General features: G+C 61.9%; 28 protein-coding genes. 25 read left to right on the top strand and 3 right to left on the bottom strand.

What is annotated here, in order from left to right; all coding sequences use genetic code 11:
* Positions 1-10: 10 nt before the first annotated feature.
* Positions 11-583: an acyltransferase gene (locus tag HDE77_RS02895; RefSeq protein WP_184415660.1), complete on the bottom strand. Its 573-nt coding sequence runs from the start codon at positions 581-583 to the stop codon at positions 11-13.
* A complete protein-coding gene (locus HDE77_RS02890) occupies positions 580-1,749 on the bottom strand; it encodes a DegT/DnrJ/EryC1/StrS family aminotransferase (protein WP_221444096.1) in 1,170 nt (389 codons plus the stop codon). Before HDE77_RS02890 ends, HDE77_RS02895 begins: the two co-directional genes overlap by 4 nt.
* A 468-nt stretch (positions 1,750-2,217) precedes the next feature.
* On the opposite strand from HDE77_RS02890, the gene HDE77_RS02885 reads away from it, so the two are divergent.
* The 3 genes from HDE77_RS02885 (at position 2,218) to fliS (ending at position 5,547) form a co-directional block, all read left to right on the top strand.
* A complete protein-coding gene (locus HDE77_RS02885) occupies positions 2,218-3,438 on the top strand; it encodes a flagellin (RefSeq protein ID WP_184415658.1) in 1,221 nt (406 codons plus the stop codon).
* Positions 3,439-3,629: 191 nt separating this feature from the next.
* Entirely contained in the window at positions 3,630-5,093 is a 1,464-nt protein-coding gene (gene fliD / locus HDE77_RS02880) for a flagellar filament capping protein FliD (RefSeq protein WP_184415657.1), read from the top strand.
* A 16-nt stretch (positions 5,094-5,109) separates the two neighbouring features.
* Positions 5,110-5,547: a flagellar export chaperone FliS gene (gene fliS, locus HDE77_RS02875; RefSeq protein WP_184415656.1), complete on the top strand. Its 438-nt coding sequence runs from the start codon at positions 5,110-5,112 to the stop codon at positions 5,545-5,547.
* A gap of 20 nt (positions 5,548-5,567) precedes the next feature.
* Here the strand turns inward: fliS and HDE77_RS02870 are convergent, their stop codons facing one another.
* Positions 5,568-5,795 carry a hypothetical protein gene (locus HDE77_RS02870; RefSeq protein ID WP_184415655.1) on the bottom strand — a complete coding sequence of 76 codons (228 nt, stop codon included), beginning with the start codon at positions 5,793-5,795 and terminating at the stop codon, positions 5,568-5,570.
* A gap of 162 nt (positions 5,796-5,957) precedes the next feature.
* Here HDE77_RS02870 and HDE77_RS02865 point away from each other — a divergent pair, with 162 nt between their 5' ends.
* The 22 genes from HDE77_RS02865 (at position 5,958) to HDE77_RS02760 (ending at position 26,311) form a co-directional block, all read left to right on the top strand.
* Positions 5,958-6,515, top strand: a complete 558-nt coding sequence (locus HDE77_RS02865) for a PilZ domain-containing protein (protein ID WP_184415654.1) — start codon at positions 5,958-5,960, stop codon at positions 6,513-6,515.
* 367 nt (positions 6,516-6,882) lie between these two features.
* On the top strand, positions 6,883-8,301 hold the full coding sequence (locus HDE77_RS02860; RefSeq protein WP_184415653.1) for a sigma-54 dependent transcriptional regulator: 1,419 nt from the start codon (positions 6,883-6,885) through the stop codon (positions 8,299-8,301).
* Positions 8,302-8,371: 70 nt separating this feature from the next.
* Entirely contained in the window at positions 8,372-8,758 is a 387-nt protein-coding gene (locus HDE77_RS02855) for a flagellar hook-basal body complex protein FliE (protein ID WP_184415652.1), read from the top strand.
* A gap of 53 nt (positions 8,759-8,811) precedes the next feature.
* Entirely contained in the window at positions 8,812-10,512 is a 1,701-nt protein-coding gene (gene fliF / locus HDE77_RS02850) for a flagellar basal-body MS-ring/collar protein FliF (RefSeq protein WP_184415651.1), read from the top strand.
* A gap of 10 nt (positions 10,513-10,522) precedes the next feature.
* Positions 10,523-11,512 (top strand): flagellar motor switch protein FliG, encoded by a 990-nt coding sequence (fliG, locus tag HDE77_RS02845; RefSeq protein ID WP_343206058.1) that lies wholly within the window; start codon positions 10,523-10,525, stop codon positions 11,510-11,512.
* Entirely contained in the window at positions 11,512-12,153 is a 642-nt protein-coding gene (locus tag HDE77_RS02840; RefSeq protein ID WP_184415649.1) for a FliH/SctL family protein, read from the top strand. The genes fliG and HDE77_RS02840 overlap by 1 nt, the downstream gene beginning before the upstream one ends.
* Positions 12,150-13,532 carry a flagellar protein export ATPase FliI gene (gene fliI / locus HDE77_RS02835; RefSeq protein ID WP_343206052.1) on the top strand — a complete coding sequence of 461 codons (1,383 nt, stop codon included), beginning with the start codon at positions 12,150-12,152 and terminating at the stop codon, positions 13,530-13,532. The genes HDE77_RS02840 and fliI overlap by 4 nt, the downstream gene beginning before the upstream one ends.
* On the top strand, positions 13,529-13,963 hold the full coding sequence (gene fliJ, locus HDE77_RS02830; RefSeq protein ID WP_184415648.1) for a flagellar export protein FliJ: 435 nt from the start codon (positions 13,529-13,531) through the stop codon (positions 13,961-13,963). Before fliI ends, fliJ begins: the two co-directional genes overlap by 4 nt.
* Before the next feature lie 69 nt (positions 13,964-14,032).
* Entirely contained in the window at positions 14,033-15,445 is a 1,413-nt protein-coding gene (locus HDE77_RS02825; RefSeq protein WP_184415647.1) for a flagellar hook-length control protein FliK, read from the top strand.
* 283 nt (positions 15,446-15,728) lie between these two features.
* The gene (locus HDE77_RS02820) at positions 15,729-16,244 is read left to right on the top strand and encodes a flagellar basal body-associated FliL family protein (RefSeq protein WP_184415646.1); all 516 of its coding nucleotides are present in this window, start codon (positions 15,729-15,731) and stop codon (positions 16,242-16,244) included.
* A gap of 7 nt (positions 16,245-16,251) precedes the next feature.
* Positions 16,252-17,271 carry a flagellar motor switch protein FliM gene (gene fliM / locus HDE77_RS02815; RefSeq protein ID WP_343206057.1) on the top strand — a complete coding sequence of 340 codons (1,020 nt, stop codon included), beginning with the start codon at positions 16,252-16,254 and terminating at the stop codon, positions 17,269-17,271.
* Entirely contained in the window at positions 17,268-17,633 is a 366-nt protein-coding gene (gene fliN / locus HDE77_RS02810; RefSeq protein WP_184415644.1) for a flagellar motor switch protein FliN, read from the top strand. The genes fliM and fliN overlap by 4 nt, the downstream gene beginning before the upstream one ends.
* Complete coding sequence (gene fliO, locus HDE77_RS02805; protein ID WP_184415643.1) at positions 17,630-18,010, top strand: flagellar biosynthetic protein FliO; 381 nt, start codon at positions 17,630-17,632, stop codon at positions 18,008-18,010. Before fliN ends, fliO begins: the two co-directional genes overlap by 4 nt.
* Positions 18,010-18,813: a flagellar type III secretion system pore protein FliP gene (gene fliP, locus HDE77_RS02800; protein ID WP_184415642.1), complete on the top strand. Its 804-nt coding sequence runs from the start codon at positions 18,010-18,012 to the stop codon at positions 18,811-18,813. The genes fliO and fliP overlap by 1 nt, the downstream gene beginning before the upstream one ends.
* Positions 18,810-18,965, top strand: coding sequence for a hypothetical protein (locus HDE77_RS02795; protein ID WP_184415641.1), 156 nt, complete (start codon positions 18,810-18,812; stop codon positions 18,963-18,965). The genes fliP and HDE77_RS02795 overlap by 4 nt, the downstream gene beginning before the upstream one ends.
* Positions 18,962-19,231, top strand: a complete 270-nt coding sequence (fliQ, locus tag HDE77_RS02790) for a flagellar biosynthesis protein FliQ (RefSeq protein ID WP_184415640.1) — start codon at positions 18,962-18,964, stop codon at positions 19,229-19,231. The genes HDE77_RS02795 and fliQ overlap by 4 nt, the downstream gene beginning before the upstream one ends.
* The gene (gene fliR, locus HDE77_RS02785) at positions 19,228-20,001 is read left to right on the top strand and encodes a flagellar biosynthetic protein FliR (RefSeq protein ID WP_184415639.1); all 774 of its coding nucleotides are present in this window, start codon (positions 19,228-19,230) and stop codon (positions 19,999-20,001) included. Before fliQ ends, fliR begins: the two co-directional genes overlap by 4 nt.
* A 10-nt stretch (positions 20,002-20,011) precedes the next feature.
* Positions 20,012-21,154 carry a flagellar biosynthesis protein FlhB gene (gene flhB, locus HDE77_RS02780; RefSeq protein WP_184415638.1) on the top strand — a complete coding sequence of 381 codons (1,143 nt, stop codon included), beginning with the start codon at positions 20,012-20,014 and terminating at the stop codon, positions 21,152-21,154.
* 24 nt (positions 21,155-21,178) lie between these two features.
* Positions 21,179-23,269, top strand: a complete 2,091-nt coding sequence (gene flhA / locus HDE77_RS02775) for a flagellar biosynthesis protein FlhA (protein ID WP_184415637.1) — start codon at positions 21,179-21,181, stop codon at positions 23,267-23,269.
* A 77-nt stretch (positions 23,270-23,346) separates the two neighbouring features.
* A complete protein-coding gene (flhF, locus tag HDE77_RS02770) occupies positions 23,347-24,627 on the top strand; it encodes a flagellar biosynthesis protein FlhF (protein WP_255482516.1) in 1,281 nt (426 codons plus the stop codon).
* Between the two features lie 32 nt (positions 24,628-24,659).
* Positions 24,660-25,568 (top strand): MinD/ParA family protein, encoded by a 909-nt coding sequence (locus HDE77_RS02765; RefSeq protein ID WP_255482515.1) that lies wholly within the window; start codon positions 24,660-24,662, stop codon positions 25,566-25,568.
* A 2-nt stretch (positions 25,569-25,570) separates the two neighbouring features.
* Positions 25,571-26,311, top strand: coding sequence for an RNA polymerase sigma factor FliA (locus tag HDE77_RS02760; protein WP_184415635.1), 741 nt, complete (start codon positions 25,571-25,573; stop codon positions 26,309-26,311).
* Positions 26,312-26,525 lie beyond the last annotated feature (214 nt).

Below are 26,525 nucleotides of genomic sequence, written 5' to 3'. Positions count from 1 at the left end.
AAGAAGGCGCTCATGCAATGCATTGAAAGGGGTGGGCTGCTTGCAGCGCGACTTCCTGTGCGAGGACCTGCTCGCTCGGTCGCTCGCGAAGCTGTCGTGCGGGACTGCCAACATAGACTCCCCATGGCGCCAGCTCGCGGTTCACCAAGCTGCCGGCGCCAACCGCGGCGCCCTCGCCGATGCTGACGCCTGGCAACAGCACGGTATTGACGCCGATCATCGCGTGGCGACCGATGTGTACGTGCGAGCGCGTCACGTGTCGAAATTCCGTCGGGATAGTCGAATTGGTCAGGCCGCCGCCGAGGAAATCATCCGAGCCAGTGAGCACGCGCACGCCCGAAGACAATGAGCAGAAATCACCTATGCGCAGCTCGCCACCACCGACGAGCGAGCAGAACGAAGCGATATGCACGTGGCTGCCGATGATCGTCGGCGCCCGCGCATAGATCAGCACGAAATCATCAATGATCACGTTGTCGCCCAGCGTGATGAATTCTGCGCCGATGATCTTGGCGCCAGAATAAATACGCACGTTGCGGCCGAGTTGGCGAAAGCCGAACGAGGCTGGATTGATCAGGCTCATGCGTGTACCTCATGCTTGAATTCAGCGCGGATTGAATCGCAGGCAGTCGATTCAGCAGGAACCAGCTCGGCCATCGCGGCGCCGACGCGTTGCATTTGCGTCTCGTCGATATCGATGAAGAACGGCAGTCCCAATAGCCGTTCAGCCAGGTCGTGCGCTACCGGCAGCGGGCCGGCGGCGTATGCGGCGAACGCCGGGTGACGGTCCAGCGTGGGGCAGTACCACTGGCGTGTTTCTATGCCGCGAGACAGCAGGTGCGGTTGTAGGTCGCCCGCGCGCAATCCGGGTGGCAACAGGCCGACCAGGATGGGGTAGATGCCATGCTCCGGCCGGCGCTGCATGCCCAGGTCCGGGCAATGGCGCTGCAATACGTAGTGATAGCGCGCCTGCACGGCGCGTCGCCGTTCGACCATGACCGGCCACTGATCCAGTGCGGCATGCGCGACGGCGGCATGGTATTCGCTGAGCTTGCCGTTTTCGCCGGCGACAAAAACCTGACTGCCGCGCTCCAGGTCAATGCCGAAATTGCTGAGTCGACGTACCCGTGCGGCCAGCTCGGTGTCGTAGCTCACAACCAGCCCGCCTTCGCCGGCGGCCAGCGCCTTGGTCGCGTGCAAGCTGAAAACGACATGGCAATAGCGGCCGATGCGTTGATTACCATACGCGCCGGCGGCATCGATCACGACAGGTATGCCGGTGTCGACGACGAACGCATCCCAGGCTTCGACATCCTGTGGATTACCGAAAGTAGCCACTGGCATCACGGCAGCGACGCGATGGTTTGCGGCATATTCGCGTGCGGTCTCTGGCGTAAGCAGCCAGGTCGATGCGTCGACGTCGCCGATCAGTGGCTGATAGCCGGCACGGATCACCGCGGTAGCGGTGGCAACGAAAGTCAGTGCCGGCAGCAGTACGCTGGATCCGGGCGGGAGCTCCAGTGCACCCAGCACCAGTTCGAGGCCGGCGGTGCCGCTGGCTGCGGTAATAGCGGTCGGCGCGGTCAGTGTCGGCGCAAAGCTCGCAGCGAAGCGTTGCTCGAGCTGCATGGCCAACGGGCCAAAGTTGGTATACCAGCGATTGGCATCGATCTGTCGTAAATAAGGAATCAATGCATCGGTATCGGGCAGCTGCGCTACCAACAGGGGGATCCTGCTGGGCGTGCTCAACGGATGTGCTCCAGATACAGCACGAAAGAGCTCTCGCATGGATCACCGCGGTACGCTCGTTGCCGAGTTGCGATCGATGACATCGTGGCGTTTCCCTATGGTTGTTCGACAGTGTCAAAGCCAATGTCGTGGCGACGGTTTTCCGTCGCGCCGGCATTGCCATGGGGTAGTCAGCAAGCTTGATGCCAACCGTCAGTTCGCGTATGGCCGCGTGAATGCCTCGACTCCGCATGTCAGCGGATCGTGATTGCCGATAAATCCGGGGCTGCTCCCGATCTTCGCTGAGTCGCGGCGGGGCTGCGTTCCTGCGCTGATACCCATGCGCATGCCGGATCGACGCAGCGAGCTCTCAAGTATTTCCTGGCGGTGCCGAAAAACTTCCCGAGGCGGTTGGAACTTCAGTCGTTCAAAGCCCCGCCGGAATGAACTCAACTGCACTAACCGATAATCGGTTCCAAGGAGACTTCCATGTCACTCGTCCTCAATACCAATATTTCTTCGTTGCAAGCACAGAACAATCTGAACAAGTCGTCGAGCGAACTGAACACGGCCACCGAGGATCTGTCCTCGGGTCTGAAGATCAACAGCGCCGCCGACAATGCTGCCGGCTTCGCCATCGCAACCCGCTTCCAGACCCAGATCGGCGGCTTGTCGCAGGCCAGCCAGAACGCCAGCGACGCCATCAACCTGGCGCAGACCGCAGGATCGGCGCTGACCCAGGTCACCTCCAACCTGCAGTCCATTCGCGACTTGGCGGTGCAGGCTGCCAACGGCACGTTCCAGTCTTCCGACCGTGCCGCCATCAATACTTCCGTACAGCAGTTCCTGTCGGAAATTACCCGTATTGCCAACCAGACCAGCTTCAACGGCACTAACGTCCTGAACGGCTCGACCAGCAGCCTTTCGTTCCAGATTGGCGCCAACGTGGGTCAGACCATCAACTTGAGTCTGGGTCAAGGTGTGACCACAGGCCAGATGGGGCAGATCTCGGAAGTTTCCACCGCCAACCTGAGTGGCGACTTCGTCGACGCCTCCGGCAACGCCACGACGCTCGACCTGTCCACCATCAGCATCAGCGGTGCCAACGGCGCCAGCGTGACGCTGTCCGGCACCGCTACATCCGCGCAGGACGTGGCAGACGCCATCAATGCGACCGGCCTGTCTGGCGTCAGCGCGGCGGTCAACGCCAGCGGTGGCGTCAACATCTTCTCTGCCGGCAGCCTGGCGGTCTCGGGTGGTGCGTCGTCCGCCACTTCCGTGGCCGGTAGCGGCGGCGGTCTGACTTCCTCGGCAACCTTTAACGGTGTCACTGGTTCGGCGGGATCTGCAACCTCCACCGGCTCGTATACCGCGGGCAACACCATCAATGCGGGCGGTTCGCTGCAGGGTAGCGATGTGTTGACGGTGGATGATGCCAACCAGCTGATCTCGCGTGTCGATGCGGCGCTGACCGCGGTCAGTACCTTCTCCAGCAACCTGGGTGCGGTGCAGAACCGCTTTCAGTCGACCATCGCCACCCTGGGCGCGCAGCAGACCAACCTCACGGCGTCGCAAAGCTCGATCCAGGATACGGATTTCGCTGCGGAAACTGCCAAGTTGAGTCAGTCGCAGGTGTTGCAGCAGGCCGGTATCTCGGTATTGGCCACGGCCAACTCGCAGTCGCAGAGCATCCTCAAGCTGCTGCAGTAATCGCTTCGACTGGCCATGACGGCATCGCCATGGCCAGCTTTTTGCTTGTGCGTTCTGGCGGTGCGGTTTGCCGCCAGAAAACACGCTCGAGTGGCGGGTAAAGCTTTCGCATCTGGCGTGGGCTTTGCCGGCAGCTTGGCGGATCGCGGCGAAACCGTGATGTTGCGACCAACCATTTTGCGAGGCTTTGCATGACCAGCATTTCAGGCACCTCATCGAGTACAGCCAGCACGGCTAGTACACCACCGTCGAGTAGCTCGCCTTCCGCGAGCGGCACAGGCCTTGCCAGCATCAGCGGCACCGGCCTGCTGAGCTCGCTGGGGCTGGGCACCGGCCTGGACGTAAACTCGATCATCAGCGCGCTGGTCAACGCGGAGCAAGCAGGTCCGCAGGCACAGATCACGGCGCAGACGCAGGAGGACCAGAACCAGATCGCCGGGTTGACTGGCCTCAGCACAGCGTTGAGTGGCTTGCAGTCGGCGTTGTCGGAGCTCACTTCCAGTACGACCTATTCGACTTTTGGCGCCACGTTTGCGAATACCGCGCTGGGTTCGGCGACGACATTGCCCAACGCGGCAGCGGGTACGTACAGCATCGATGTCACCTCGTTGGCGACAGCGCAGATGCGAACGAGCAGCGCCGTTGCCAACACGGCGGCGGTGGGTAGCGGCACGCTTAGCATCGGCGTGGGCAGCAAAACCATGAATATCTCGGTCTCTGCCAGCGACACGCTGTCGAGCATCGCCACGTCGATCAACAATTCGACCAGCAATCCGGGCGTTTCGGCCACTGTCGTCGCGGGCACGAACGGCTCCCAGCTGGTGCTGACATCGACCAGCACCGGTGTAGCGAATGCGTTCACCATCAGCGCCACCAGCGGTAGCAGCAGTGGCCTGAGCGCGCTGGCGACGTCGCTTGGTACGCCCGGCAGCAACGAGGCGACTGACGCCAAGCTGACGATCGACGGCATTCCGGCGACGAGTGCCTCCAACAACGTCAGCGGTGTCTTGACCGGCGTGACGATGAACCTGACCGCCACCGGTACCACGCAACTTACGGTGGCGCAGAACACGGGGCCGATCACCACAGCGGTGAACGACTTCGTCACCGCGTACAACCAGTACGCCAGCATAGTCAGTACGTTGAATAGTTTCGACCCCACCACCGGTGCGGCGGGTGTGCTGCTGGGTGATTCGACGATGAACTCCATCCAGAGCCAGCTTTCCAACGTGTTGGGCGCATCGCTCCACGGCAACAGCATTGGCACCTTGGCCAGTCTCGGCATCACCCGCAATGCCGATGGCAGCATGTCGCTCAACACGCAGACGTTGAGCACGGCGCTGTCCAATAATTCGTCAGCGGTGCAGAACCTGTTCGCAAGCAGTAAGGGTTTGGCCACTCAGCTCAGCACGTTGGTCGGCAACTACAACAGCAGCGACGGGATTCTGCAAAGCCGGATCAACAGCCTCAACAGCTCCGTCAAAAATCTGGGTACCCAGACGACGGCGTTGAACGCGCGCATGGCGGTTTACCAGCAGCAGCTGGTCCAGCAATACACGAATCTGAGCACCATGATGACGTCGCTCAACAACACCAGTTCCTTTCTCACCCAGTCGTTGGCATCGCTCAACGGCACCAGCAACAACAAAAACTGATACTTAGGGAAGCGCCATGAGCTACGCCATGATGCGAAACGCCAGTTCTCTGTACCGCCAGACCAGTGTGCAAGGCAGTGTCGAAGGGGCAGATCGCCATCAGCTGATTGCCATGTTGCTCGATGGCTTGGCCGATCGGATCAATCAGGCCCGTGGCCATATCCTGCATAAGGACGTTGTGGCCAAGGGGCAGACCTTTGCCAAGGCCATCGGCATCCTCGGCGAGTTGCGCCAGAGTCTTGACCATAGCGTGGAGCCGACGTTGACTGGACGGCTGGACAGCCTTTACGACTACATCACCCGTCGCTTGCTGCATGCCCAGCTCAACGACGATCTTGCGGCGCTGGACGAGAGTCAACGCTTGTTGGCCCCCATCCGCGAGGCCTGGCACGGTATTCGCGCGACTTTTCTGGCGCAGGAAGCCCAGGCTCAGCCGAAGGCGAAGCTGGGATGAGTGGCGCCGCGCACGCGGCCCTACGGCAGGCGCTGGATATTTCCGCGCAGATGCTCGATGCGGCTGACCTGGGCCATTGGTCGCATGTCGCCGAGCTCGACGTCGATCGGCAAGCGTGCATTCGGCAGCCGCATGCTGCCGACCGGTACAACATTGAAGCGCTGACGACCTTGCATGAACACAATCGCCGCTTGCTGGAACGCGCAGAGCTCGCACGCGCGGGGGTAGAGCGACAACTGGGCCAGCATAAATACAACCATCGCGCCTTGAGTACCTACATAGCCTCATCCGGCTGAGCTGAGCTGAGATGAGAGTCGCTCGGGTCCTACGCATGGGCATGCGTTGTGGATGAACGCGCCGCCCGGGCGATAGGATCCATTCAACGGCAGCCGTGGGAGCGGTCAATACAAATGCAAGACGAAAGGTGGCAAGAATTTTTCCAGCGGATGGCCTACGAGGGCATCCTGCATATCGCCGTGGTTTCCATGGACAGCTTGCCCGATGCGTTGGCGCTGGCCGGCTACAACGAGCGAAATCTGCATGTATTGCGTGCGCTTGCCTCGCTGGATGAGCGTCGGGCCGAGAATGGCAGCGACGAAGACAGTCCGGTGATGCAGGAACTGCTGCACATGGACAGCAAGATCAATGTGTTGATGGAGATCGTCAATCGTCTGCTGATCCCGGTTGCACTATTACCCTCCAGACAACCGATCCGTTTCAATGCGCTCGGCGTGGTTGTCCCGCAAGCGATGTTGCCGGCAACAGGGCCGCTGTTGGTAAGTCTCCATTTCGACGCTTGTCGCGCGCTTCCGCTGGAGCTTCCATCTCAGTTTGTGCAGCGATTCGACGATGGGAATGCTTTTGTTTCTTTTTTCCAACCAAGTGAGTTGGTCTCAGATGGGTTGGATAGATTCGTTTTTCGTCATCACCGACGAAAAGTGGCAGAGGCACGCCTCACCTCGACCTGAGGAGCACCGGACGCACGTCTCGCAACGAGCGTGACTTGCATCACTCTTTGAGAGGTTGGTGCGGTGAAATTTTGGCGTGATTGCGCTCGTTCCACCGCCTGAAGAGGCGTCCGCAGCGGCTGCTTTTGTTCCAATAATATCGATCTAAATCACGGATCTAGGACTTTTTCCTACCAAGGCCCTCGCAGAATTTTGGCCCGCCCCGCCAATCATTCGTATGCGTATGGGCAATCTCCCCGTGGTTTTTTTGGCGCCCTTCTTGCCTTAGACCTTCCAGGTGCTGCGATGGATCGCAAATGCATACGGGGGAAACACGGTCAGGGATTGCTCCGTGTTTGGTCGATGGTTTCGGAAGTGAACTTGCACCATGCAGAAGAGCAATATTCTTGTGATCGAGCCCGATGAAGCCCGGGCAGACAACATCGTCTGGGCATTGATCTTTCTCGGCTACTACCCGCAATTGTGGAATCCCTCGCTAGTGGCCGACTCTGCCACGCAAGATTGGCGCGCCGTCTATGTGGGCAGTCTCGACGACAGGGATGCCTGCCGAGGAATACTGGAATCGCTGGAACAGCACAGCAAGCAGCTGCTCTTGCTGGTCGCCGCGGATTCGCCGCAGGCAACATGGCTGACCGCTGACGGGTCCGCTTATTCGGAGCGGCTTGAACTGCTGGAATTTCCGTTGCGCTACGAGCGGCTGGCCGATGCCATGCGCGGTCTGCATGCGCGTCTGTCAGGTGGCATCCCTGGCCCCCAGCGACTGGTTGGCAGTTCCCAGGCGATGGCGCGTGTCAACGCCTTGATCCAACAGGTCGCCCCCTTCGATTCCAGCGTGCTCGTGCTGGGCGAATCCGGCACCGGCAAGGAAATGGTGGCGCGCGGCATCCACGACTGCTCGCCGCGTCGCGACAAGCCGTTCGTCGCCATCAATTGCGGCGCGATCCCGGCCGAGTTGCTCGAAAGCGAATTGTTCGGTCACGAAAAAGGCTCCTTCACGGGGGCGATCAGTGCACGCAAGGGCCGCTTTGAAATGGCTGAGGGCGGCACCCTGTTTCTTGACGAAATCGGTGACATGAGTCTGCCGATGCAGGTCAAGCTGCTGCGTGTCCTGCAGGAGCGCATGTATGAACGTGTCGGCGGAAATCGCACACTGCGCAGCAACGTTCGAATCATTGCCGCGACACACCGTAATCTGGAGCGGGCGATTGTCGAAGGGCGTTTCCGCGAGGACCTTTACTACCGCCTGAGCGTGTTTCCGCTGGAGATGCCGTCGCTGCGTCAGCATCTCGAAGACCTGCCCGAGCTGATCACCGAGTTCAACCAGCGCTTGCTGCGACGTGGCCTCGGTGGTGCGCGTTTCAGCGGCGGCGCGATGCAGGCCCTGCGTCAATACGGGTGGCCGGGCAATGTGCGCGAGCTCTCGAATCTGGTGGAGCGGATGGCGATTCTCTATCCCCAGAGTGAAGTGCGCGCCAGCGACCTGCCAGAAAAGTATCGCGGTGCGCATGCTGGCGAAGAAGTCGCAGGTGGCTCGCTGCTGGCCATGCTGGATGAGCATCCGCCGACCTTGGCCGGCGCCATGCTGGAGACCGACATGCTGTTGCCTGAAGGTGGCGTGGATCTGAAAGATCACCTGGCCGACATCGAAGTGGGGCTGATCCGCCAGGCGCTCGACAATACCGATGGCGTGGTTGCCCATGCCGCGAAACTGCTACGGATGCAGCGCACGACCCTGGTCGAAAAGCTGCGCAAATACGGTCTGCAATCAGGTGCTGCCGCGCATTGAATGACGTTGCCGCCGTGGCACGGCTTGTGCTTTAACCCCTTCATTACCGCATCAGCGTTGGAAAACCGACATGGGCCAAATTGACGTCAACAACGTGCTTTCGCAAATGCGCCAGCTCGGCGCGCAAGCTTCGTTTCCCACATCAGCTGCCGCTCCGTCGATTGGCGCGGCGCAGGGCAGCGATTTCGGTTCGCTACTGAAGCAGTCGCTAGCTGCCGTGGCGGATACCGCGACGGGCGGCATCAGCTCGCTGATCACGCAGTCGTTGTCTGCCGTGGCTGGTGCGCAGAACGACGCGCAGACAAAGGTCGACGCGTTTGAGCGGGGCGATGCCGGTTCCGACATCGGCAGCACCGTCATCGCCGGGCAGAAAGCCGATCTTGCGTTTCGCTCGCTGGTGCAGGTGCGCAACAAGCTCACCGATGCGTACAGCACCATCATGAACATGCCGGTCTGACGATCGAATTGCCGCCTGACGCTTCAAAGCGTCCTCGATACTGAGCAGTATTCATGGCCGAAAACGCCATCACGCCTTCTGGTAACGGTTCGCGCATGGATCCGCTGAAAAGCATCCTGCGCAATCCGGCGACCCGACTCTTGCTGTTGCTGTTCGGCGTCGCCGGCGCGGTGGCTTTCGGCGTAGCTATCGTTCTATGGTCGCGCGGTCCCAACTACGGGCTGCTCTACGCGGGTCTCGATCCCAAAGACGCGGCGAGCGTCACCCAGGCATTGCAGGCGACCAATACGCCCTACCAGCTCGGCGCCGATGGTGCATCCATTTCCGTGCCAGCCGCCGACCTGGCCAATACCCGTCTTCGTCTGGCCAGTCAGGGACTGCCGCAGGGCAGTACTGCTGGAGCCACGCTGCCGCAGAGCGACTCGCCTTTCGGCATGAGCGACCTGGCCGAGAGTACGCACTATCAGCAGATGCTGGAAACGGACTTGGGCAACACCATTGCCGGCCTGCAATTCGTCCGCGCTGCACGTGTCCATCTCGCCTTGCCCAAGGCGTCCGCCTTCATTCGTGACAACCATCCGGCTGGCGCATCCGTGTTGGTGACGCTGTACCCGGGTCGTCAACTGGACAGCAGCCAGGTGGCTGCGATCGTACATCTGGTCTCTTCCAGCGTGCCTGATCTGGATCCCTCCCAGGTATCGGTGGTTGATCAGCAGGGCGCGCTGTTGACGGTCAGCGATCCCGATAGTCCCGGCGCCGTGGGCGACATGCGCTTGCGGCTGGCTACACGTATGGAGAACAGCTATGCGCAGCGGATCGAACAGTTGCTTACGCCATTGGTTGGCCAGGGACGCGTGCGCGCACAGGTCTATGCGGATCTGGATTTCAGCCAGACCGAGAAAGCTACCGAGAGCTACGACAACACCAACCCGGCGGTGCGCAGCGAGCAGACCAGCAGCGTGCAGAAAAGGGACGACGTTGGCGGCGCGATCGCTGGTGCATTGAGCAATCAGCCGCCCAACACCGTGGCGCAACCCACCGCCGCCAAACCCGGTGCAACGCCCGCGTCTGCTGCTGCCGGCGCGCATGCGGCGACGGCACAGTCGGCCACGCCCACTGAAACAACGTCGAACTCCACGCGGAACTACGAACTTGGCCGCACCATCAGCCATGTCAGCGACCCTGCCGGACGCCTGACCCGCCTGACCGTCGCCGTGGTGGTGGACAACAAAGCTGCCATCGACGGCAAGGGCAAGAGCGTACCTTTCAGCAGCCAGGATCTGCAGCATCTGACCGACCTCACCAAGAATGCGGTGGGTTTCGACGCGCAGCGCGGCGACAGCGTCAGCGTGATCAATCAGGCGTTTACCGAAACGCCGCACGAGGAAGCGCCATTCGTTCAGCCGCTGTGGGAGCGCCCGGGCATGATGGATCTGATCAAGCAGGGTGTGGGCATTCTGATTGCGCTGCTGATCGCGTTCGGCCTGCTGCGTCCGATGCTCAAAGGCCTGATGCGTGCACCCGAGCCGCTGACAGCGTTGGCGGGTCCGATGCCAACCATGTCGGTGCGGATCGCCGATGACGACTACCAGGATGAGCGCAACGAACCGGTTCGTCTCAGCGGCAACACGCCGCAATTGCAGCAGACCATCGCTTACGAGCAGAAGATCGGGCTGGCGCGCAAATTGGTCCAGGAAAATCCGAAACAGGTGGCACAGGTAGTCATGAATTGGGTGGGCGACGATGGCGGTTGATGCAAAGGATATAAGTGGTGCACGACGCGCTGCGATCCTACTGCTGACGTTGGGCGAACAGGACGCCGCCGAGGTGCTCAAGCATCTCAGCGCGCGCGATGTGCAAGCCGTCGGTACGGCCATGGCAACGCTGACCAACGTGTCGCGTGAGCAGGTGGAGCAAGTCCTCAACCATCTCAACGACGACATGGGTCGACAAACTTCGCTGGGCGTAGGTACCGAGGAATACATCCGCAAGATGCTGGTCAGCGCGCTGGGTGAAACCAAGGCCGGCAGTCTGATCGATCGCATCCTGCTGGGCCGCTCGACCAAGGGGCTGGAATCGCTCAAGTGGATGGAGAGCCGCGCCATCGCGGAGATGGTCGGCATGGAGCATCCGCAGATCATCGCCCTGGTGCTCGCGCATCTGGAGCCGGACCAGGCTGCCGAAGTGATCGGTTATCTGCCTGCACGCGTGCGCAGTGACGCGGTGATGCGCATCGCCAATCTCGATGGCGTGCAACCGCACGCACTCAACGAGCTGGATGAAATCATGGAGCGCCAGTTTTCCGGCACCTCCACCAAGTTGAAGTCCGCCAGCGTCGGTGGACTCAAGGCCGCAGCCGACATTCTCAACGCGATGGAATCGAATCGCGAAGCGGAGCTGATGTCGGCCATCCGCGGCCAGGACGCGGGCCTCGGTGGCCGCATAGAAGAATTGATGTTCGTGTTCGAAGACCTGGCCGATCTGGACGACCGCAGCATGCAGACCTTGCTGCGCGAAGTACCGTCGGCACGCCTGATCACGGCACTGAAGGGCGCTGAGCCGGCGGTGCGCGACAAGATTTTCGCGAACATGTCCCAACGCGCTGCCGACATGCTGCGTGACGACCTTGAGGTAAAGGGCCCGGTCAAGCTGAGCGAAGTCGACGCGGCGCAAAAGGAAGTGCTCACCATTGCACGCAAACTGGCCGACGCCGGGCAGATAAGTCTGTCCGCCGACGGCGATGAGTTCGTCTGATGTCCAGCGTGCTCAGTCGCGACAAAACCTTTGCTTTCGAGCGTTGGGATCCGCCGCAAGTCGGCCATACCGCCGTGCAAGTCGTGGCCGAGCCGGCACCGCCGCCCGGGCCGACGATATTTGAGCTCGAAGAAATCGAGCGACACGCGCGTGACGAGGGCTTTGCTGCTGGCCTGGCCGAAGGGCGCGCGGTCGCAAAACATCAGCTGGACCAGCAACTGGCACGTTTCGAAGCGCTATGTGCAGCCGCTGCCCGTCCATTGGGAGCGCTCGATGACATCACCGAACGAGAGCTGGCGCGACTGGCCAGCGTGATGGCACGCCGAGTGGTTGCGCGCGAATTGCAGCTCGATCCATCGCTGATCGAGCAGGCCGTGCGCGCCGCCGCGGCAGCACTGCCCTCGGCGACGCGCGATCTACGCGTGTGGGTGCATCCGGATGACCTGAATTTGTTGCGTGAACTCGGTGCGAGCGAGCCGCTATGGCGTCTCGGCGCGAAGCCTGAACTCAGCCGCGGCGACTGTGTACTGGAAAGCGAGCGTTCCCGGCTCGACGCGCGGGTCGACACGCGTCTGGCGGCAGTGATTGACGCCGTGCTCGGCAACGATATAGACGATGGCGACGACGAGGTTGTCGCGTGAGCGTCGAACCCGCGCCTAGCGATCCGTCGCCGGAAGCGCGCAGGCTGCGTTGGCAGCAGCAATTGGCGAAACGTGCGAAGCGCGCGACCACGGTGCCGATGCTCACCGTGGAAGGTCGGTTACGCCGGGTGGTTGGGCTGACGCTGGAGGCCGAAGGCTGTGAAGCGGCCATGGGCTCACGCTGCCTGGTCGACACCGCCGATGGTGTCGCGCTGGAAACCGAGGTCGTCGGTTTCGCCGATGACCGCCTGCTGCTGATGCCAGTCTCTGAAATGCACGGTGTACTTCCAAATGCGCGGGTGCGTCCGTGTGCGCGTCTTGGTGGTCTGCCGGTCGGTGAAGGGTTGCTGGGCCGGGTGATTGGCGCCGATGGCGTGCCGCTGGATGACTTGGGTCCGCTCGATCTCGATGAACATGCCGCGCTCAAGCGCGACCCGATCAACCCGATGGCGCGCAAGCCGATCGATACGCCGCTGGATACCGGGGTGCGTGCAATCAATGCGTTGCTGACGGTTGGGCGTGGTCAGCGCCTGGGGCTGTTCGCCGGTTCGGGCGTCGGCAAGTCGACCCTGCTCGGCATGATGACGCGCTATACCGATGCCGATGTGGTCGTGGTCGGCCTGATCGGCGAGCGCGGCCGCGAAGTCAAGGAATTCGTCGAGCAGACGCTGGGTGTGGAGGGTCGCGCGCGTGCCGTCATCGTCGCTGCTCCAGCCGATGCTCCGCCGCTTAAGCGACTGCGCGGTGCGCAGTACGCCACGGCGATTGCCGAGTGGTTCCGCGATCGCGGTTTGCGCGTACTTTTGTTGATGGACTCGTTGACGCGTTATGCCCAGGCGCAACGTGAGATTGCCCTGGCGATCGGCGAACCGCCAGCGACCAAGGGCTATCCGCCGTCGGTGTTCGCCTTGATGCCGGCCCTGGTCGAGCGCGCCGGCAACGGTGCCGATGGCCGCGGCTCGATCACCGCGTTTTACACCGTACTCACCGAGGGCGACGACCACCGGCACGATCCCATTGCCGATGCCGCGCGCGCCATTCTCGACGGGCACATTGTGCTATCGCGCGACTTGGCCGAGGCAGGGCACTACCCTTCGATCGATATCGAAGCCTCGATCAGCCGCGTGATGCCGGCGGTGGTCAGCAAAGAGCAGATGCAGGCCGCACAGCGCTTCCGCAAAGTGTATTCGGCTTATCGTCAGCAGCGCGACCTGATTGCCGTGGGCGCTTATCAGAAGGGTGCCGATCCACAGGTGGACCAGGCCATCGCGATGTGGCCGCGGATACTGAAATTTCTGCAGCAGGAAGTCGACGAACCGGTGACGTTGCGCGAGGCGCAGGATCGACTGGGTGCACTCGCGGCCGAGGTGAACGCATGACGGCGCGCTCGACGAGATTGCAGCCGGCAGTCGAACAGGCGCAGCGCCGCGAGCAGGACGCACTGCAGCGGCTGGCCGGACAGCAGCGGCGCACGGCCTACGTGCAACAGCAGCTCGACGATCTGGAACGTTATCGTAGGGAATACAGCCTGAGCGCCGGTGGTCTGACGGTGAGTGCGCTACTCAACCGTCAACAATTCGTCGATCGCATCGATCAGGCCATCACCCAGCAGAAACGCGAAGTGGAGCGCCAGCGGCGCGTGACGGAGACGGCACGCGTGCAATGGTTGCAGACGCATGCCCGTGAACGTGCGCTAGACAGCGTGGTTGAGCGCTTTCGCACGCAGGAGCAGCAGAGCGAGCAGCGGCAGGAGCAGGCCGAAATGGATGAGCACACGCAGAACCGGCGTCGCGCAGCCGGCTTCTTCTGATTCGCGTTCAAAGGCTGGCCCGGTTTTTGCTGCAGCCAGTGAGAATCCGTTTCGCACGAGTGCCACAGCATGAGCGCCAGTCCGCTACCCGCCCTGACTACCGGCAGTCCGACGACCGCCATTCATAGCCATGCCGCGCCGTCTCCGTCGACTGATCAGGCGAGACTGCGCAACCCGGACAGCGCGTTCAATACGCGTCTGCAGGATGAGCGGCGGCGGCAGTCAGGTGCATCGCCAGCCGCGCCCCGCACGTCGGCAAAAAGCGGCGCCAACGACAGCTCCGACACAACCAGCAGCAAAAACTCGGGTCCATCGTCCACCACAGCTGTTGCCGCGACCTCCGCTGCAAACGCGGTCGCGAGCACTGCCAACACATCGACGGTTTCAGACGTCAATACGCCGAGCGCGACCGACAACTCTGCCCCGTCCAGCGCCGACGACACGGCAACGGCATCGCTGGCTACGACGGTGCTGGGTCTAATCGACCAGTCCTCGGGCAATGCCGACGAAGCGGCAGCGGGAGCCCCCAACGGAATAGTCACCAAGGGCAAGACGCCACTTCAGGGCGACAACGGAAATGCGCCCGTGCAGCCGCAACCAAGTGTGATGCCGAATGCCGGCACCGTCATTCCCGTGCCCGCGCTCGTGGGTCGGGCTGCCGAGCAGAGTGACGGCGGTGCCGCAACGTCAGGCGTGGTTCCAGCAACCATGGCCGCGAGCAATACGCCGCTAGCGCAGATCGCGGGCAAGTCGGGCGGTGCGATTTCCGCAACGAACGACACCGATGCCTCAGACGCCGCCGACACCGATCCCGCCAGTGCGGGCGTCGATGGCGGCACCGGTGCTGGCAGCTTGCTGGGACAGATTGCGGGCGATGCGGCGCAGGCTTCCAGCGGAGCGCTCCCTGGCGCAGGCCATGCCACGTTGTCCGTCGTTGCCGCCAGCACCGAAACGGATAGCCAGTCACAAAGCGGCGGCGATCTTGCGGCAATGAACGGCTCGCTCAGTGCACCAATGTTCGCCACGGCGCCGATTGGCATTCTTTCCCCGCATTCGTTGAGCATCAATGCGCCAGTCAATTCGCCGACGTTTTCGCAGCAGTTGGGCCAGCAGGTTGCATGGCTGGGCAACCAGGACATCAAGCAGGCGCAGATTCGCCTGAATCCGCAGGAGCTCGGTCCGCTCGACGTAAAGGTAAGCATTGAACACGGCAAGGTTGATGTAGCGTTCATGGCCCAACATCCTGCAACCGTAGCGGCCGTGCAGCAGAGCCTCAGTCAGCTCAACCAGATGCTTGGCGGGCATGGCTTGTCGCTGGGCCAGGCCACAGTTGGCCAGCAGGCCAGCCAGCATCAGTTCACTGGTTCGCAAAGCCAGTCATCGTCATCCGGTTCGACCGTCGCCGATGAAGAACCGGCCGATGGGTCGGCCAGCACATCGGCACAACCGAGGGCCATCGGCCTGGTCGACGCCTTCGCCTGATTCGTCGTTCGACGTTATTCCCGACGGCCCACGTGGCCGTCTTTTGCGTGGGCGAAATTTGTCCACGAGGCTCGCGCACGAGCACCGACGGAATCACCACACCAGCTTTGCGCCCGCTTGTCGTCGCGCGTCAATAAAACGTTGCGGATTCGGCGCGAGCCCCGGCCAATGCGCATCGCAGCGCCATCTACACCGATGGCATGACGCTTGCTAAACACCATCAGGAAGCGCGTTCCGCGGTAGCGGACGTCGAGAGATTCATGTTGAGAGGACGAGATTGTTCATGGCTAACGCTGAAAGTGTTGAGGTCCAGGCGCCGGTCGCAGTCGTCAAGAAAAGTGGCGGCAAACGCATGATGTTGATTGCGGGAGTGGTGGTGGTGCTGGTCGCGTTGGGGATTGGCGGTTTCATGTTCGTTGGCCAGCGCTCCGCGCAGGCCAAGTCGGCGGCGGGTGCGCCTGCCGCAGCGGCAGGCGCTGCTGCCGCTGTGTACTTGCCGCTTGATCCGGTATTTGTGGTGAATTTTCAGGACGACGACGCCACGCGCTATCTGCAGGTTGGGGTCACGGTGATGTCGCACGATCCTGCTGCGATCCAGGCGATGAAGGACAACGATCCGGTCATTCGCAACGCACTGGTGATCCTTTTCAGTAGCCAGACCTTTGCTGAGCTCAGCAATACCGCCGGTAAGCAGAAACTGCAGGCACAGGCACTGACGGCAGTGCGCAAGATTGTCGCCGACAAGATCGGCAAACCCGGCGTGGACGCGCTGTACTTCACCAGCTTCGTGATGCAGTAAGAGATCGATAGCGATGAGCGACCTACTTTCACAGGAAGAGATCGATGCGCTGCTCAACGGCGTCGACGATGGCCAGGTGGAAACCGAAAGCGATGTTCCACCCGAGCCGGGCACGGTCATTGATTTCGATTTCACCCAGCAGGATCGCATCGTGCGCGGCCGGTTGCCGACGCTGGAGATGATCAACGAGCGTTTCGCGCGCTTCTTCCGCACCGCACTGTTCGGTGTGTTGCGCAAGACCTGTGAAGTGTCGGTGCTCGGCGTGCGCATGCTCAAGTTCAACGAGTACGTGCATGGTCTCGCGGTACCGAGCAATCTCAACCTGATCAAGGTCAAGCCGCTGCGCGGTACGGCGCTCGCGGTGATGGAGCCGCGACTGGTCTTCACCGTGATCGACAATTTCTTTGGTGGCGACGGTCGTTACCATGCGCGCATCGAAGGTCGCGATTTCACGCCAACCGAGAATCGTGTCATCCAGATTCTGTTGGCCGAGCTGTTTGCCTCGATGGTGGAGGCATGGGCGCCCGTGATGCCCGTGCAGTTCGAATTTCTCAATTCGGAAATCAATCCGCAGTTCGCGAATATCGTCAGCCCCACCGAGACGGTGGTGGTGTCGCGCTTCCACGTCGAGCTCGATGGCGGTGGCGGTGAAATCCATCTCACCGTGCCGTATTCCATGGTGGAGCCGATCCGCACCGTGCTCGACGCGGGCGTGCAAAGCGATCGCGTGGAACGCGACGATCGCTGGATCAACAATTTGCACGAAGAAGTCATGGACGCGGAAGTGGATCTGAGCGCGCTGCTACTGGAGTCCCAGATGAGTATCGGCGAATTTCTGTGGCTGCGGGTCGGTGACGTCATTCCGCTCACGCTGCCGGAACTGACCACCGTGTTTGCTGAAGATATACCGATATTTCGTGGCCGTTACGGTCAATCCAACGGGCGCTATGCCGTGCGTTTCAAATCCCAGGTCGGGCGTCGCGAGCGGCCGTCATTACTCGATTATTCCGAAGAGAAAGTCCTATGAGCCAGAGCACCGAAAGCGTGCTTCACACCAACGGAGCCTCCGCCCTCGGCGAAGGGCGCGTCGAGTTCGACGCGTTGAGTGGGGCTCCTGCCGATGGTCCCGACGTCAGCCTGGACATGATCCTCGACGTTCCTGTAACGCTTGCCATGGAAGTCGGTCGCACCCGCATCAGCATTCGCAATCTGCTGCAACTGAACCAGGGCTCGGTGGTGGAGCTCGATCGTGCCGCGGGCGAGCCGCTGGACGTGTTCGTCAATGGCACGTTGGTGGCGCACGGCGAAGTAGTCGTCATCAACGAGAAATTTGGTATTCGCCTGACTGACGTACTCAGTCCGTCCGAGCGCGTGCGCAAGTTGCGATGAGCGCGGTGCTTGCCATCCTGGCGCCGATCGCCCAGCCGACATTGCCCGATATCAATGTCGCCGGTGAACTGCTGCGTGTCTTGCTGAGCCTGGCTGGGATCGTCCTGCTGATTTTCGCAGCCGGTTGGCTCGGTCGCCGGCTGCAGGGTCGCCAGTTCGTTGGCGGACGACGCCTGCGTTGCCTCGAGACGCTGCCGGTGGGCTCGCGCGAACGCGTGCTGCTGCTGGAAGTCGAGGGTCAGCGCGTGCTGGTGGGTGTCGGTGCCGGTGGCGTGCGCACCTTGCATGTCTATGAATGCGTGGAACCGGTAGCCGCGGTCGAAGCTGCCCCGCCACCCAGTTTTAGCGAGCTGCTTGGCCGCTGGAGGCGTCGCTGATGAATCGTCGTATGTTGTTGGTCCTGAGCGTGCTGCTGTTGTTGCTGCTGCCGCTGGGCGTGCTGGCCGCGCCTCCCGTGTCGACGGCAGCGATCACGCCGATTGCGCCGATCGCGCAGATCCAGCCCGCCGGGATTCCACTGCTGACCGTGCAGAATGTCGGCGGCGCGCAGAACTGGAGCATGTCGCTGCAGGTGCTGGCACTGATGACAGTGCTGACGCTGTTGCCGGCCGTGCTGCTGATGATGACGTCGTTCACTCGCATCATCATCGTGCTGAGTTTTCTGCGGCAGGCCCTGGCGACGCAATCCACGCCACCCAACCAGGTGCTGTTGGGGTTGGCGTTGTTCCTCACCATGTTCGTGATGTCACCGGTGATCAACCGCGCTTACGTGGATGGCGTGAAACCCTATATGGATCACCAGATGAGCGCAGAGGACGCGGTGCCCGCAGCGGCAGCGCCCTTCAAGCATTTCATGCTGGATCAGACGCGTGACGCCGACCTTCAGCTCTTCACCCATCTGGCCAAGGAGCAGCCGTATACCAGCAAGGAGGCCGTGCCGTTTCGTGTTGCGATGCCCGCCTTCGTTACCAGCGAGTTGAAGACCTCGTTCCAGATGGGATTCCTTTTGTTCATACCGTTCCTGGTGATCGATCTGCTGGTGGCAAGTGTGCTCATGTCGATGGGCATGGCGATGGTTTCGCCGGCGCTCATCTCGTTGCCGTTCAAGATCATGCTGTTCGTGCTGGTGGACGGCTGGTCGTTGTTGATCGGCACGTTGGCCGGGAGCTTCTACACATGAGTGTCTATAACGACTCCGTGTCGTCGGCATCGCCGCTGTCTGAACTCTGGCTCGCGCCAGTCTCGTTTCTTGAGAACGCCGGCGTTGGCACGGTTGGGGCATTTGCTGAAGGCGTTGCTGACCCCAACGAGTTGCAGGGGCGCTATCCATGACGCCGGAATGGGTGATCAACTTCGGTCAGCACGCCCTGTTCGTGGCAATGATGGTGGCTGCACCGATGCTGCTGACTGCGCTGGCCGTGGGTCTGCTGGTCGGCATCATCCAGGCGGCTACGCAGATCCATGAAATGACGCTCAGCTTCATTCCAAAATTGCTGGCGATGGCGATCGTGGGTCTGCTGGTTGGACCGTGGATGTTGCGCACGCTGGTGCAGTTTACCCACGACATTATTGTCGGCTTGCCCGCGGCGATCAAATGACCAGCACGCAGCTGGCCGCCTTGATGAGCTCACTGGGCGGCATGCTGTGGGCGCTTGGGCGCGTCGGCGGGTTTTGCATGGTGGCGCCAGTGTTCAGCGCCAAGGTGATTCCCATGCGCGTTCGCGGCGCTATCGCTGTACTGCTTACTTTTGTGCTGTCCCCGTTGGCGCCGGCACAGCAGATGGACCTGTTCAGTGCAACCGGCGTCGCCACCATGGTCGTACAGGTGTTGATTGGCGGCAGCGTCGGTTTCGTATTGCAGCTGGTATTCCAGGCTGTTTCCTATGGCGGCATGCTGATCGGACAGAGCATGGGTCTGGGCTTTGCCGAAATGGTCAATCCCACCAGCGGTACCAACGTGCCGGTGCTTGGGCAGTTCTATCTGGTGCTGGTGACCTTGCTCTTCCTTGCGATGGACGGCCATCTGAAGGTCATCTCGCTACTGGCCGACAGTTTCCGTACGTTGCCGCCAGGGATGGATGGCGTCAGCGACAAGACGCTGTTCGCCGTGGTTTCTTCAGGCGCCGATATGTTCTCTGGCGCACTTCGGGTGGCGCTGCCCGCAATGACGGCGTTGCTGCTGGTGAACATCGGCTTTGCGGCAACCAGCCGCGCCTCACCGTCCATGAATCTGTTCGCCGTGGGCTTTCCCATCAGTATTTGCGCGGGGTTTATCGCGTTGTGGCTGGGCCTGCGTGGACTTGCTGGCGCCTATAGCACACTGCAGGCCGGGGGATGGACGCTGATGAAATACCTGGTCGGGTCCTGAGGAGCAGGGCATGGCAGAGGGCGAAAATGAAGATCGCACCGAACAGGCGTCAGAAAAGCGCCTGGAAGACGCGCGCGAAAAAGGCGAAGTCCCACGTTCGCGAGATCTCTCCGGTGCGCTGGTGGTGTTGGCGGGTGTGAGCGCCATGCTGTCGAGCGGCAGCATGATGTACGCACATGCGCGACAGATCTATCGGTTGGGCCTGAGCTACTCGCGCACTGACCTGTTCAGTGACCGGCTGCCGTTGCATGCGCTGTCCACCGCGGGGCGAGAAGCCGTTGCGTTGATGGTGCCGATCTTCGCGGCGACCGCCATAGCGGCGCTGGCTGAGCCGATGTTGCTCGGTGGCCTTAATTTCAGCGTGCAGGCACTGCAGCCAAACTTCGGACGACTCGACCCGATTGCCGGCGTGGCCAAGATGTTCTCGCTCAATAGCCTGGTCGAGTTGAGCAAGTCCCTGCTCAAGCTGCTCTTCATCGGTGGCACGCTGGTACTGCTGCTTCGCCATGAGGAGGCTGCCGTGATTGCCACCGGCAACGGCACGGTCGGCAGCGGCATCGCGCAGATGCTGACCTTGCTGGGCAACGCGGGCTTGCTGTTCGCGGTGGTGCTCGGTGTGATCGGTGGCGTCGATGCTGTGTGGCAGCGCTTTGACTACAACCGCCGGCACCGCATGACCAAGCAGGAGCAGCGCGACGAGCACAAGGACACCGACGGCAACCCCGAGTTGAAGGGGCGCATCCGTCAGGTGGCGCAGCAGCTGTCGCGTCGACGCATGATGCAGGAGTTGCCCAAGGCCGACGTGGTCGTGGTGAACCCGACCCACTTCGCGGTGGCGCTGAAGTACGACGAGAATCGCATGCGCGCACCGCGGGTCGTTGCCAAGGGTGCGGACGTGGTGGCCCAGCAGATTCGGCTGGTGGCATCGGCCCACCGCATCCCATTGGTCGAGGCGCCGCCGTTGGCACGTGCCTTGTATGCGACCACTCATCTCGGCCAGGAAATTCCCGCCGCGCTGTATGCCGCCGTGGCGCAGATCCTGGCCTATGTCTATCAATTGAAACAGGCGACCGAACAGGGCGCTCCCATACCGGTATTGCCAAAGCCGGAGATTGATCCGGAGCTCCAGGGCCGCTACCGCGAACCGCAGTGATTCAAACCATCAGGGCATACAGGCATGGCCGCAGTATCAGCGTTTAGTACATTCAAGCAGGTAACCCGCCGAGGCGCAGGCGCGCCGATCGTCATGCTGGCGATGCTGGCGATGCTGATGTTGCCGCTGCCACCGTTCGTGCTGGACATGCTTTTCAGCTTCAACATCGCCCTGTCGCTGGTGATTCTGCTGGCGGTGGTTTACGTGATGCGACCGCTGGAGTTCGCTGCGTTCCCCACGGTCGTGTTGATGGCGACGCTGTTGCGGCTCGCACTGAATATCGCTTCGACCCGCGTGGTGCTGCTGCATGGTCACGACGGCCCCGGTGCCGCAGGCAAGGTAATTGAAGCGTTCGGCGAATTCGTCATCGGTGGCAATTTTGCCGTCGGCCTGGTGGTGTTCGCGATCCTCACCATCATCAACTTCGTGGTGATCACCAAAGGTGCCACCCGCGTGTCGGAAGTGACCGCGCGCTTTACGCTGGATTCCATGCCTGGCAAACAGATGGCGATCGATGCCGACCTCAATGCCGGACTGTTGACTCAGGATCAGGCACGGGAACGACGCCAGGAAGTTCGCGAGGAAGCGGACTTCTACGGCTCGATGGACGGTGCCTCCAAGTTTGTCCGCGGTGACGCTACCGCCGGCATCCTGATCCTGGTCATCAACATCGTCGGCGGCTTCTTCGTCGGCATCATGCAGCACGGTCTGTCGGCAGGCGAGGCGGCCCGCACCTATACGTTGCTCACCATCGGTGACGGCCTGGTGGCGCAGGTACCTTCGCTGATGCTCTCGGTTGCCACCGCGGTGATTGTTACCCGCGTGTCCAAATCACAGGATATGGGCAAGCAGGTCATCGGTCAGGTATTCGCGCAGCCGCGCGCACTTGCGGTGGCCGGCGTGGTGCTTGCGGTGATGGGATTGATCCCGGGCATGCCCAACATCGCATTCCTGACGCTGGCCGCTGCCTGCGGTAGCGCCGCCTGGCTGATGGTTCGTCGCGAACACGAAGCGAAGAACAAACTGGCGAGCGCAGCCACCGCTGCCCTGGCCGCACCCACACCGACCGAGCGGCTCGAACTGGGCTGGGAGGACGTTGCCAGCGTCGATCCAGTCGGCCTGGAAGTGGGCTATCGATTGATCCCACTGGTCGACAAAAACCAGGGCGGCGAGCTGATGGGGCGGATCAAGTCGGTACGCCGCAAGCTGTCCCAGGAACTGGGCTTTCTGATGTCGGCCGTGCATATCCGCGACAACCTGGACCTGGGCCCGAACACCTACCGCATCGCCCTGATGGGCGTACCGATGGGCGAGGCGGAGGTCTATACGGAGCGCTTCATGGCGATCAACCCGGGTCGTGTGCATGGCACGTTGCAGGGTCTGAGCACGCGCGACCCGGCATTTGGCCTGGAAGCGGTATGGATTGAAAACAACCAGCGCGATCACGCGCAAAGCCTGGGCTACACGGTGGTCGATCCAGCCACGGTGATCGCAACGCATCTGTCGCACATCCTGCAGAACCATTCGCACGAATTGCTCAGTCATCAGGACGTGCAGCAGTTGCTGGATCGCCTGGCGACGAGTGCGCCGAAGTTGGTCGAAGATCTGATTCCCAAGCGGTTGCCGCTCGGTGTGGTGGTCAAGGTGCTGCAAAACCTGCTGGCCGAACGGGTGCCGATCCGCAACATGCGCAGCATCGTCGAGTCTTTGGCGGAGCATGCGGCGCAGAGTCAGGATCCCGGCACCTTGACCGCGTCGGTACGGGTGGCGCTGGGCCGCCAGATCGTCCAGGAAATCGCCGGTCTGGGCACCGAAATTCCCGTGCTGACGCTAGCTCCGGAGCTGGAGCAGATTCTGCTCAGTTCCCTCACCAGCAGCGGTGCGGCGGGCGCTGCCGTGGAACCAGGGCTGGCCGATCGTTTGCAGAAGAGCGTAGCCGAGGCGGCGCAGCGGCAAGAAGCGGGCGGCGAGCCGGCGGTGTTGTTGGTGCAACCCCAGCTGCGGCCTTGGCTCGCGAGGTTCACTCGCCATGTGGCCCAGAACCTGCATGTACTCGCTTACAACGAAGTGCCGGACAACCGCCGAGTGAGGCTGGTGCAGGCACTGGGTCGATGAACTGAAGCTGGCGTGGCGAAGATGGCGGAGCACTGGATGAAGCGTGACAATTCAAAAGTGATATGGCGAACCACGACATGCGCGACGCGGTTGTCGTGCGCGTCGGGCATCCGGTGCGGGCGTCGCTCATGAAGATCAAGCGCTTCCTCGCCAACGATATGCGGCAAGCCATGCGCGAAGTTCGCGCAGAGCAGGGTGCCGATGCGGTGATTCTCTCCACGCGGCGTCTTGAAGACGGCATTGAAATCATCGCTGCCGTCGACTACGACGAAACTCTGATTCGCGAAGCAGCCAGGCACGGCGCCCCGATGCCGGAGACCGTGGGCGACAAGCGCGTGCATGCCGCTACGCCGCCGCCGATGCCGGTGGCGCCCAGCGAAGTGGCTATGCTGCAACCGATCGTCGAGCAGGGCGTGCTCGAGGCGGCCCGCATGCGGGTCGAGATGGGCGGCTTGCGCGAGTTGCTGGAGCAGCAACTGTCCAGCCTCGCCTGGAACGATATGGAACGCCGCCGCCCGATGCGTGCTCGCGTGCTGCGCGACATGACGCGACTGGGCATCGAGCCGGATGTGGCACGCAAACTCGTCGAAGAACTGCCTGAGCAACTAAGCGCCGACCAGGCGCGTTATTTGCCGCTTGGCTTGCTCAGCAGAAGTCTCAAGGTGAGCGGCCGCGATCTGGCCGAGACCGGTGGCATGACAGCGCTGGTGGGTCCGACGGGCGTCGGCAAGACCACCACGATTGCCAAACTGGCGGCGCGTGCGGTATTGCGCCACGGCCCGGCGAAAGTAGCGTTGGTCAGTACCGATCATTACCGCATCGGCGCTGCCGCGCAGCTGGAGCACTACGGTCGCCTGCTCGGCGTGCGTGTCCATCCGGCGCATGATGCGGCCAGTCTGGCGCAAGCACTCGATAGTCTGCGTGACCACCACACCGTGCTGGTCGACACCGCCGGAGTGGCTGGCAACGATCCGCGCCTGGAACAACAAATGGATGTCCTGCGCGAGGCCGGTGCCCATGGTGCCCATCCGCTGCGCGCTTACCTGGTTCTGGCGGCAAATGCGCAGGCCTCGTCGCTGGACGAATCGGTACGCGCTTATCTGCCGATGAAGCCGCAAGCCTGCATCGTGACCAAGCTGGACGAAGCACCCAGCCTGGGCGGCGTGTTGTCGGTGCTGATCCGCTACCGCCTGGCGCTGGACTGCACCACCGACGGGCAGCGCGTGCCCGAAGACATCAGTGCCGCCGATGCACGCGTACTCGTGTGCCGTGCCGCACAGGTTCAGCGGCGACTGACTGCAGCGGCCGACGATGTGGAAATGGCCGATCGATTTGGGCTGGCGGTAGCCAGTCTATGAACGGGGCAGTGACGGTGGATCAGGCTTGGGGCTTGCAGAATTTATTTCCGACGCCGGCGCGCGTGCGCCCGCGTGAGGCTGAACTCTTTCATCAGGCGGCCAGCCTGCACGCGATGACGCCACCGCGGCGCACAACCCGCACGTTGGCCGTAGCGGCAGGCAAGGGCGGCGTGGGCAAGACCACGATCGCCGTCAACCTCGCGATGGCGATGTCGATGGCCGGCCACGACGTGATGCTGCTCGACGGGGACATGAGCGTCGCCAACGTTGACGTGCAGTTGGGTCTGACGCCGTTACGGCACGTCGGGCACATGCTCGAAGGCAACTGCACCTTGCAGGACCTGATCATCACCGGTCCGCATGGGCTGAAGGTGATTCCTGGCGGATCGGGCGCGCGCCGCTTGGCCCAGTTGTGCAACGGCGAGCATGCGGCGGTCATACGTGCCTTCGATGAGCTGATTCTGCCGCCGGAGTATCTGGTCGTGGATACCGCAGCCGGGGTATCGGACAACGTGGCGATGTTCGCGGCCGCGGCCGACGACGTCGTGGTCGTGGTCTGCGACGAGCCCGCCTCGCTGACGGATGCCTACGCCTTGATCAAGATCCTCAGTCAGGATTTCGGCGTGCGGCGATTCCATGTCGTCGCCAATATGGTGCGTCATGCCGGTGAGGCGCGGCGCCTCTACGAGAAGCTGGCTCGTGTGAGCGAGCGATTCCTTGATGTGGCGCTTGACTTCATGGGCATGGTGCCGCACGACGAGCGGCTGCGGCAGGCGATTCGTCGCCAGAGCGCGGTCGTGGATCTGTGGCCCTCCAGCCGTTCAGCAATGGGATTCAAGCAATTGGCGAGTGCTGTCGATACATGGGGGCAACCCATGTATTCGGACATTGGTCGGATCGCCTTTTTCAGTGGTCAGAGCGAACCGGTTACGGGGTGGTGAGAATGAGCGTGGCTTCGGAATACCTGCAACTGCAACGCGAAGATGCCGATCAACTGGTACGCCAGCATGCGCCGCTCGTGCGACGCATTGCCTACCACCTGATGGGGCGATTGCCGCCGAGCGTGGATGTGGGTGACCTGGTGCAGGCCGGCATGATCGGTTTGCTTGAGGCCGCGCGCAATTTCGCCACCGATCGTTCGGCGAGTTTCGAGACCTACGCAGGTATTCGGATTCGTGGCGCGATGCTTGACGAACTCAGGCGTACCGACTGGACCCCGCGATCGGTGCATCGCAAGGTTCGCGAAGTGGCTGAAGTGGTGCGGCAGATTGAAAACGAGACAGGCGCGGACGCCGAGAGTGCCGAGGTCATGCGGCGGCTGGGCATCAGCGTTGATGAGTACCACCAGGTGCTGGCCGATGCGGCCAGCGCAAGGTTGCTGAGCTTGACCGCGCCTGACGATGGTGAAGGCGACGGTGGTGGGGCGATGGATGTCATGGACCAGGATGGCCTGAGTCCGCAGGAACGAATCGAGCGCAGTGGAATGAAGGCTGCGTTGGTCAAGGCGATCACCACCTTGCCCGACCGCGAACAGTTGGTGATGTCGTTGTACTACGAACAGGAATTGAACCTGAAGGAGATTGGATTGGTGCTGGGCGTGACCGAGTCGCGGGTCTGCCAGATTCACGGCCAGGCCTTGATACGCCTGCGTTCGCGGATGAGCGCCTGGCGCGACGACGAATAGCAACGGGTGAATCACCGCACCGTCAGCACAAGTAAACGTGCAAGAAATACAAAGCAACAATCATGGTGACGAGCGGCACAGGTACTGCATCGAAAGCCGAGGTTTGCGTCGCCATCAGTTCAACGGTGGTCTCGCACCGGTGACGGGTCCAGACCGCTTGTCTTGATTTTTTATGTGCTGCCTGAATCGTCCAGGGCGGAACTAGCGGAGAGAA

The organism is Rhodanobacter sp. MP7CTX1 (genome assembly GCF_014205795.1).
GTDB lineage: Bacteria > Pseudomonadota > Gammaproteobacteria > Xanthomonadales > Rhodanobacteraceae > Rhodanobacter.
Note: the sequence above shows the minus strand (reverse complement) of the source record. Positions and strands in the feature narration are given on the sequence as shown.

Excerpts from the sequence above, each read along its gene's own strand:
- HDE77_RS02895 (WP_184415660.1), bottom strand. The coding sequence starts at position 583 with ATGAGCCTGATCAATCCAGCCTCGTTCGGCTTTCGCCAACTCGGCCGC.
- HDE77_RS02885 (WP_184415658.1), top strand. The coding sequence starts at position 2,218 with ATGTCACTCGTCCTCAATACCAATATTTCTTCGTTGCAAGCACAGAAC.
- fliD (WP_184415657.1), top strand. The coding sequence starts at position 3,630 with ATGACCAGCATTTCAGGCACCTCATCGAGTACAGCCAGCACGGCTAGT.
- fliS (WP_184415656.1), top strand. The coding sequence starts at position 5,110 with ATGAGCTACGCCATGATGCGAAACGCCAGTTCTCTGTACCGCCAGACC.
- HDE77_RS02870 (WP_184415655.1), bottom strand. The coding sequence starts at position 5,795 with ATGCTGGCCCAGTTGTCGCTCTACCCCCGCGCGTGCGAGCTCTGCGCG.
- HDE77_RS02865 (WP_184415654.1), top strand. The coding sequence starts at position 5,958 with ATGCAAGACGAAAGGTGGCAAGAATTTTTCCAGCGGATGGCCTACGAG.
- HDE77_RS02860 (WP_184415653.1), top strand. The coding sequence starts at position 6,883 with ATGCAGAAGAGCAATATTCTTGTGATCGAGCCCGATGAAGCCCGGGCA.
- HDE77_RS02855 (WP_184415652.1), top strand. The coding sequence starts at position 8,372 with ATGGGCCAAATTGACGTCAACAACGTGCTTTCGCAAATGCGCCAGCTC.
- fliF (WP_184415651.1), top strand. The coding sequence starts at position 8,812 with ATGGCCGAAAACGCCATCACGCCTTCTGGTAACGGTTCGCGCATGGAT.
- HDE77_RS02840 (WP_184415649.1), top strand. The coding sequence starts at position 11,512 with ATGTCCAGCGTGCTCAGTCGCGACAAAACCTTTGCTTTCGAGCGTTGG.
- fliJ (WP_184415648.1), top strand. The coding sequence starts at position 13,529 with ATGACGGCGCGCTCGACGAGATTGCAGCCGGCAGTCGAACAGGCGCAG.
- HDE77_RS02825 (WP_184415647.1), top strand. The coding sequence starts at position 14,033 with ATGAGCGCCAGTCCGCTACCCGCCCTGACTACCGGCAGTCCGACGACC.
- HDE77_RS02820 (WP_184415646.1), top strand. The coding sequence starts at position 15,729 with ATGGCTAACGCTGAAAGTGTTGAGGTCCAGGCGCCGGTCGCAGTCGTC.
- fliN (WP_184415644.1), top strand. The coding sequence starts at position 17,268 with ATGAGCCAGAGCACCGAAAGCGTGCTTCACACCAACGGAGCCTCCGCC.
- fliO (WP_184415643.1), top strand. The coding sequence starts at position 17,630 with ATGAGCGCGGTGCTTGCCATCCTGGCGCCGATCGCCCAGCCGACATTG.
- fliP (WP_184415642.1), top strand. The coding sequence starts at position 18,010 with ATGAATCGTCGTATGTTGTTGGTCCTGAGCGTGCTGCTGTTGTTGCTG.
- HDE77_RS02795 (WP_184415641.1), top strand. The coding sequence starts at position 18,810 with ATGAGTGTCTATAACGACTCCGTGTCGTCGGCATCGCCGCTGTCTGAA.
- fliQ (WP_184415640.1), top strand. The coding sequence starts at position 18,962 with ATGACGCCGGAATGGGTGATCAACTTCGGTCAGCACGCCCTGTTCGTG.
- fliR (WP_184415639.1), top strand. The coding sequence starts at position 19,228 with ATGACCAGCACGCAGCTGGCCGCCTTGATGAGCTCACTGGGCGGCATG.
- flhB (WP_184415638.1), top strand. The coding sequence starts at position 20,012 with ATGGCAGAGGGCGAAAATGAAGATCGCACCGAACAGGCGTCAGAAAAG.
- flhA (WP_184415637.1), top strand. The coding sequence starts at position 21,179 with ATGGCCGCAGTATCAGCGTTTAGTACATTCAAGCAGGTAACCCGCCGA.
- flhF (WP_255482516.1), top strand. The coding sequence starts at position 23,347 with ATGCGCGACGCGGTTGTCGTGCGCGTCGGGCATCCGGTGCGGGCGTCG.
- HDE77_RS02760 (WP_184415635.1), top strand. The coding sequence starts at position 25,571 with ATGAGCGTGGCTTCGGAATACCTGCAACTGCAACGCGAAGATGCCGAT.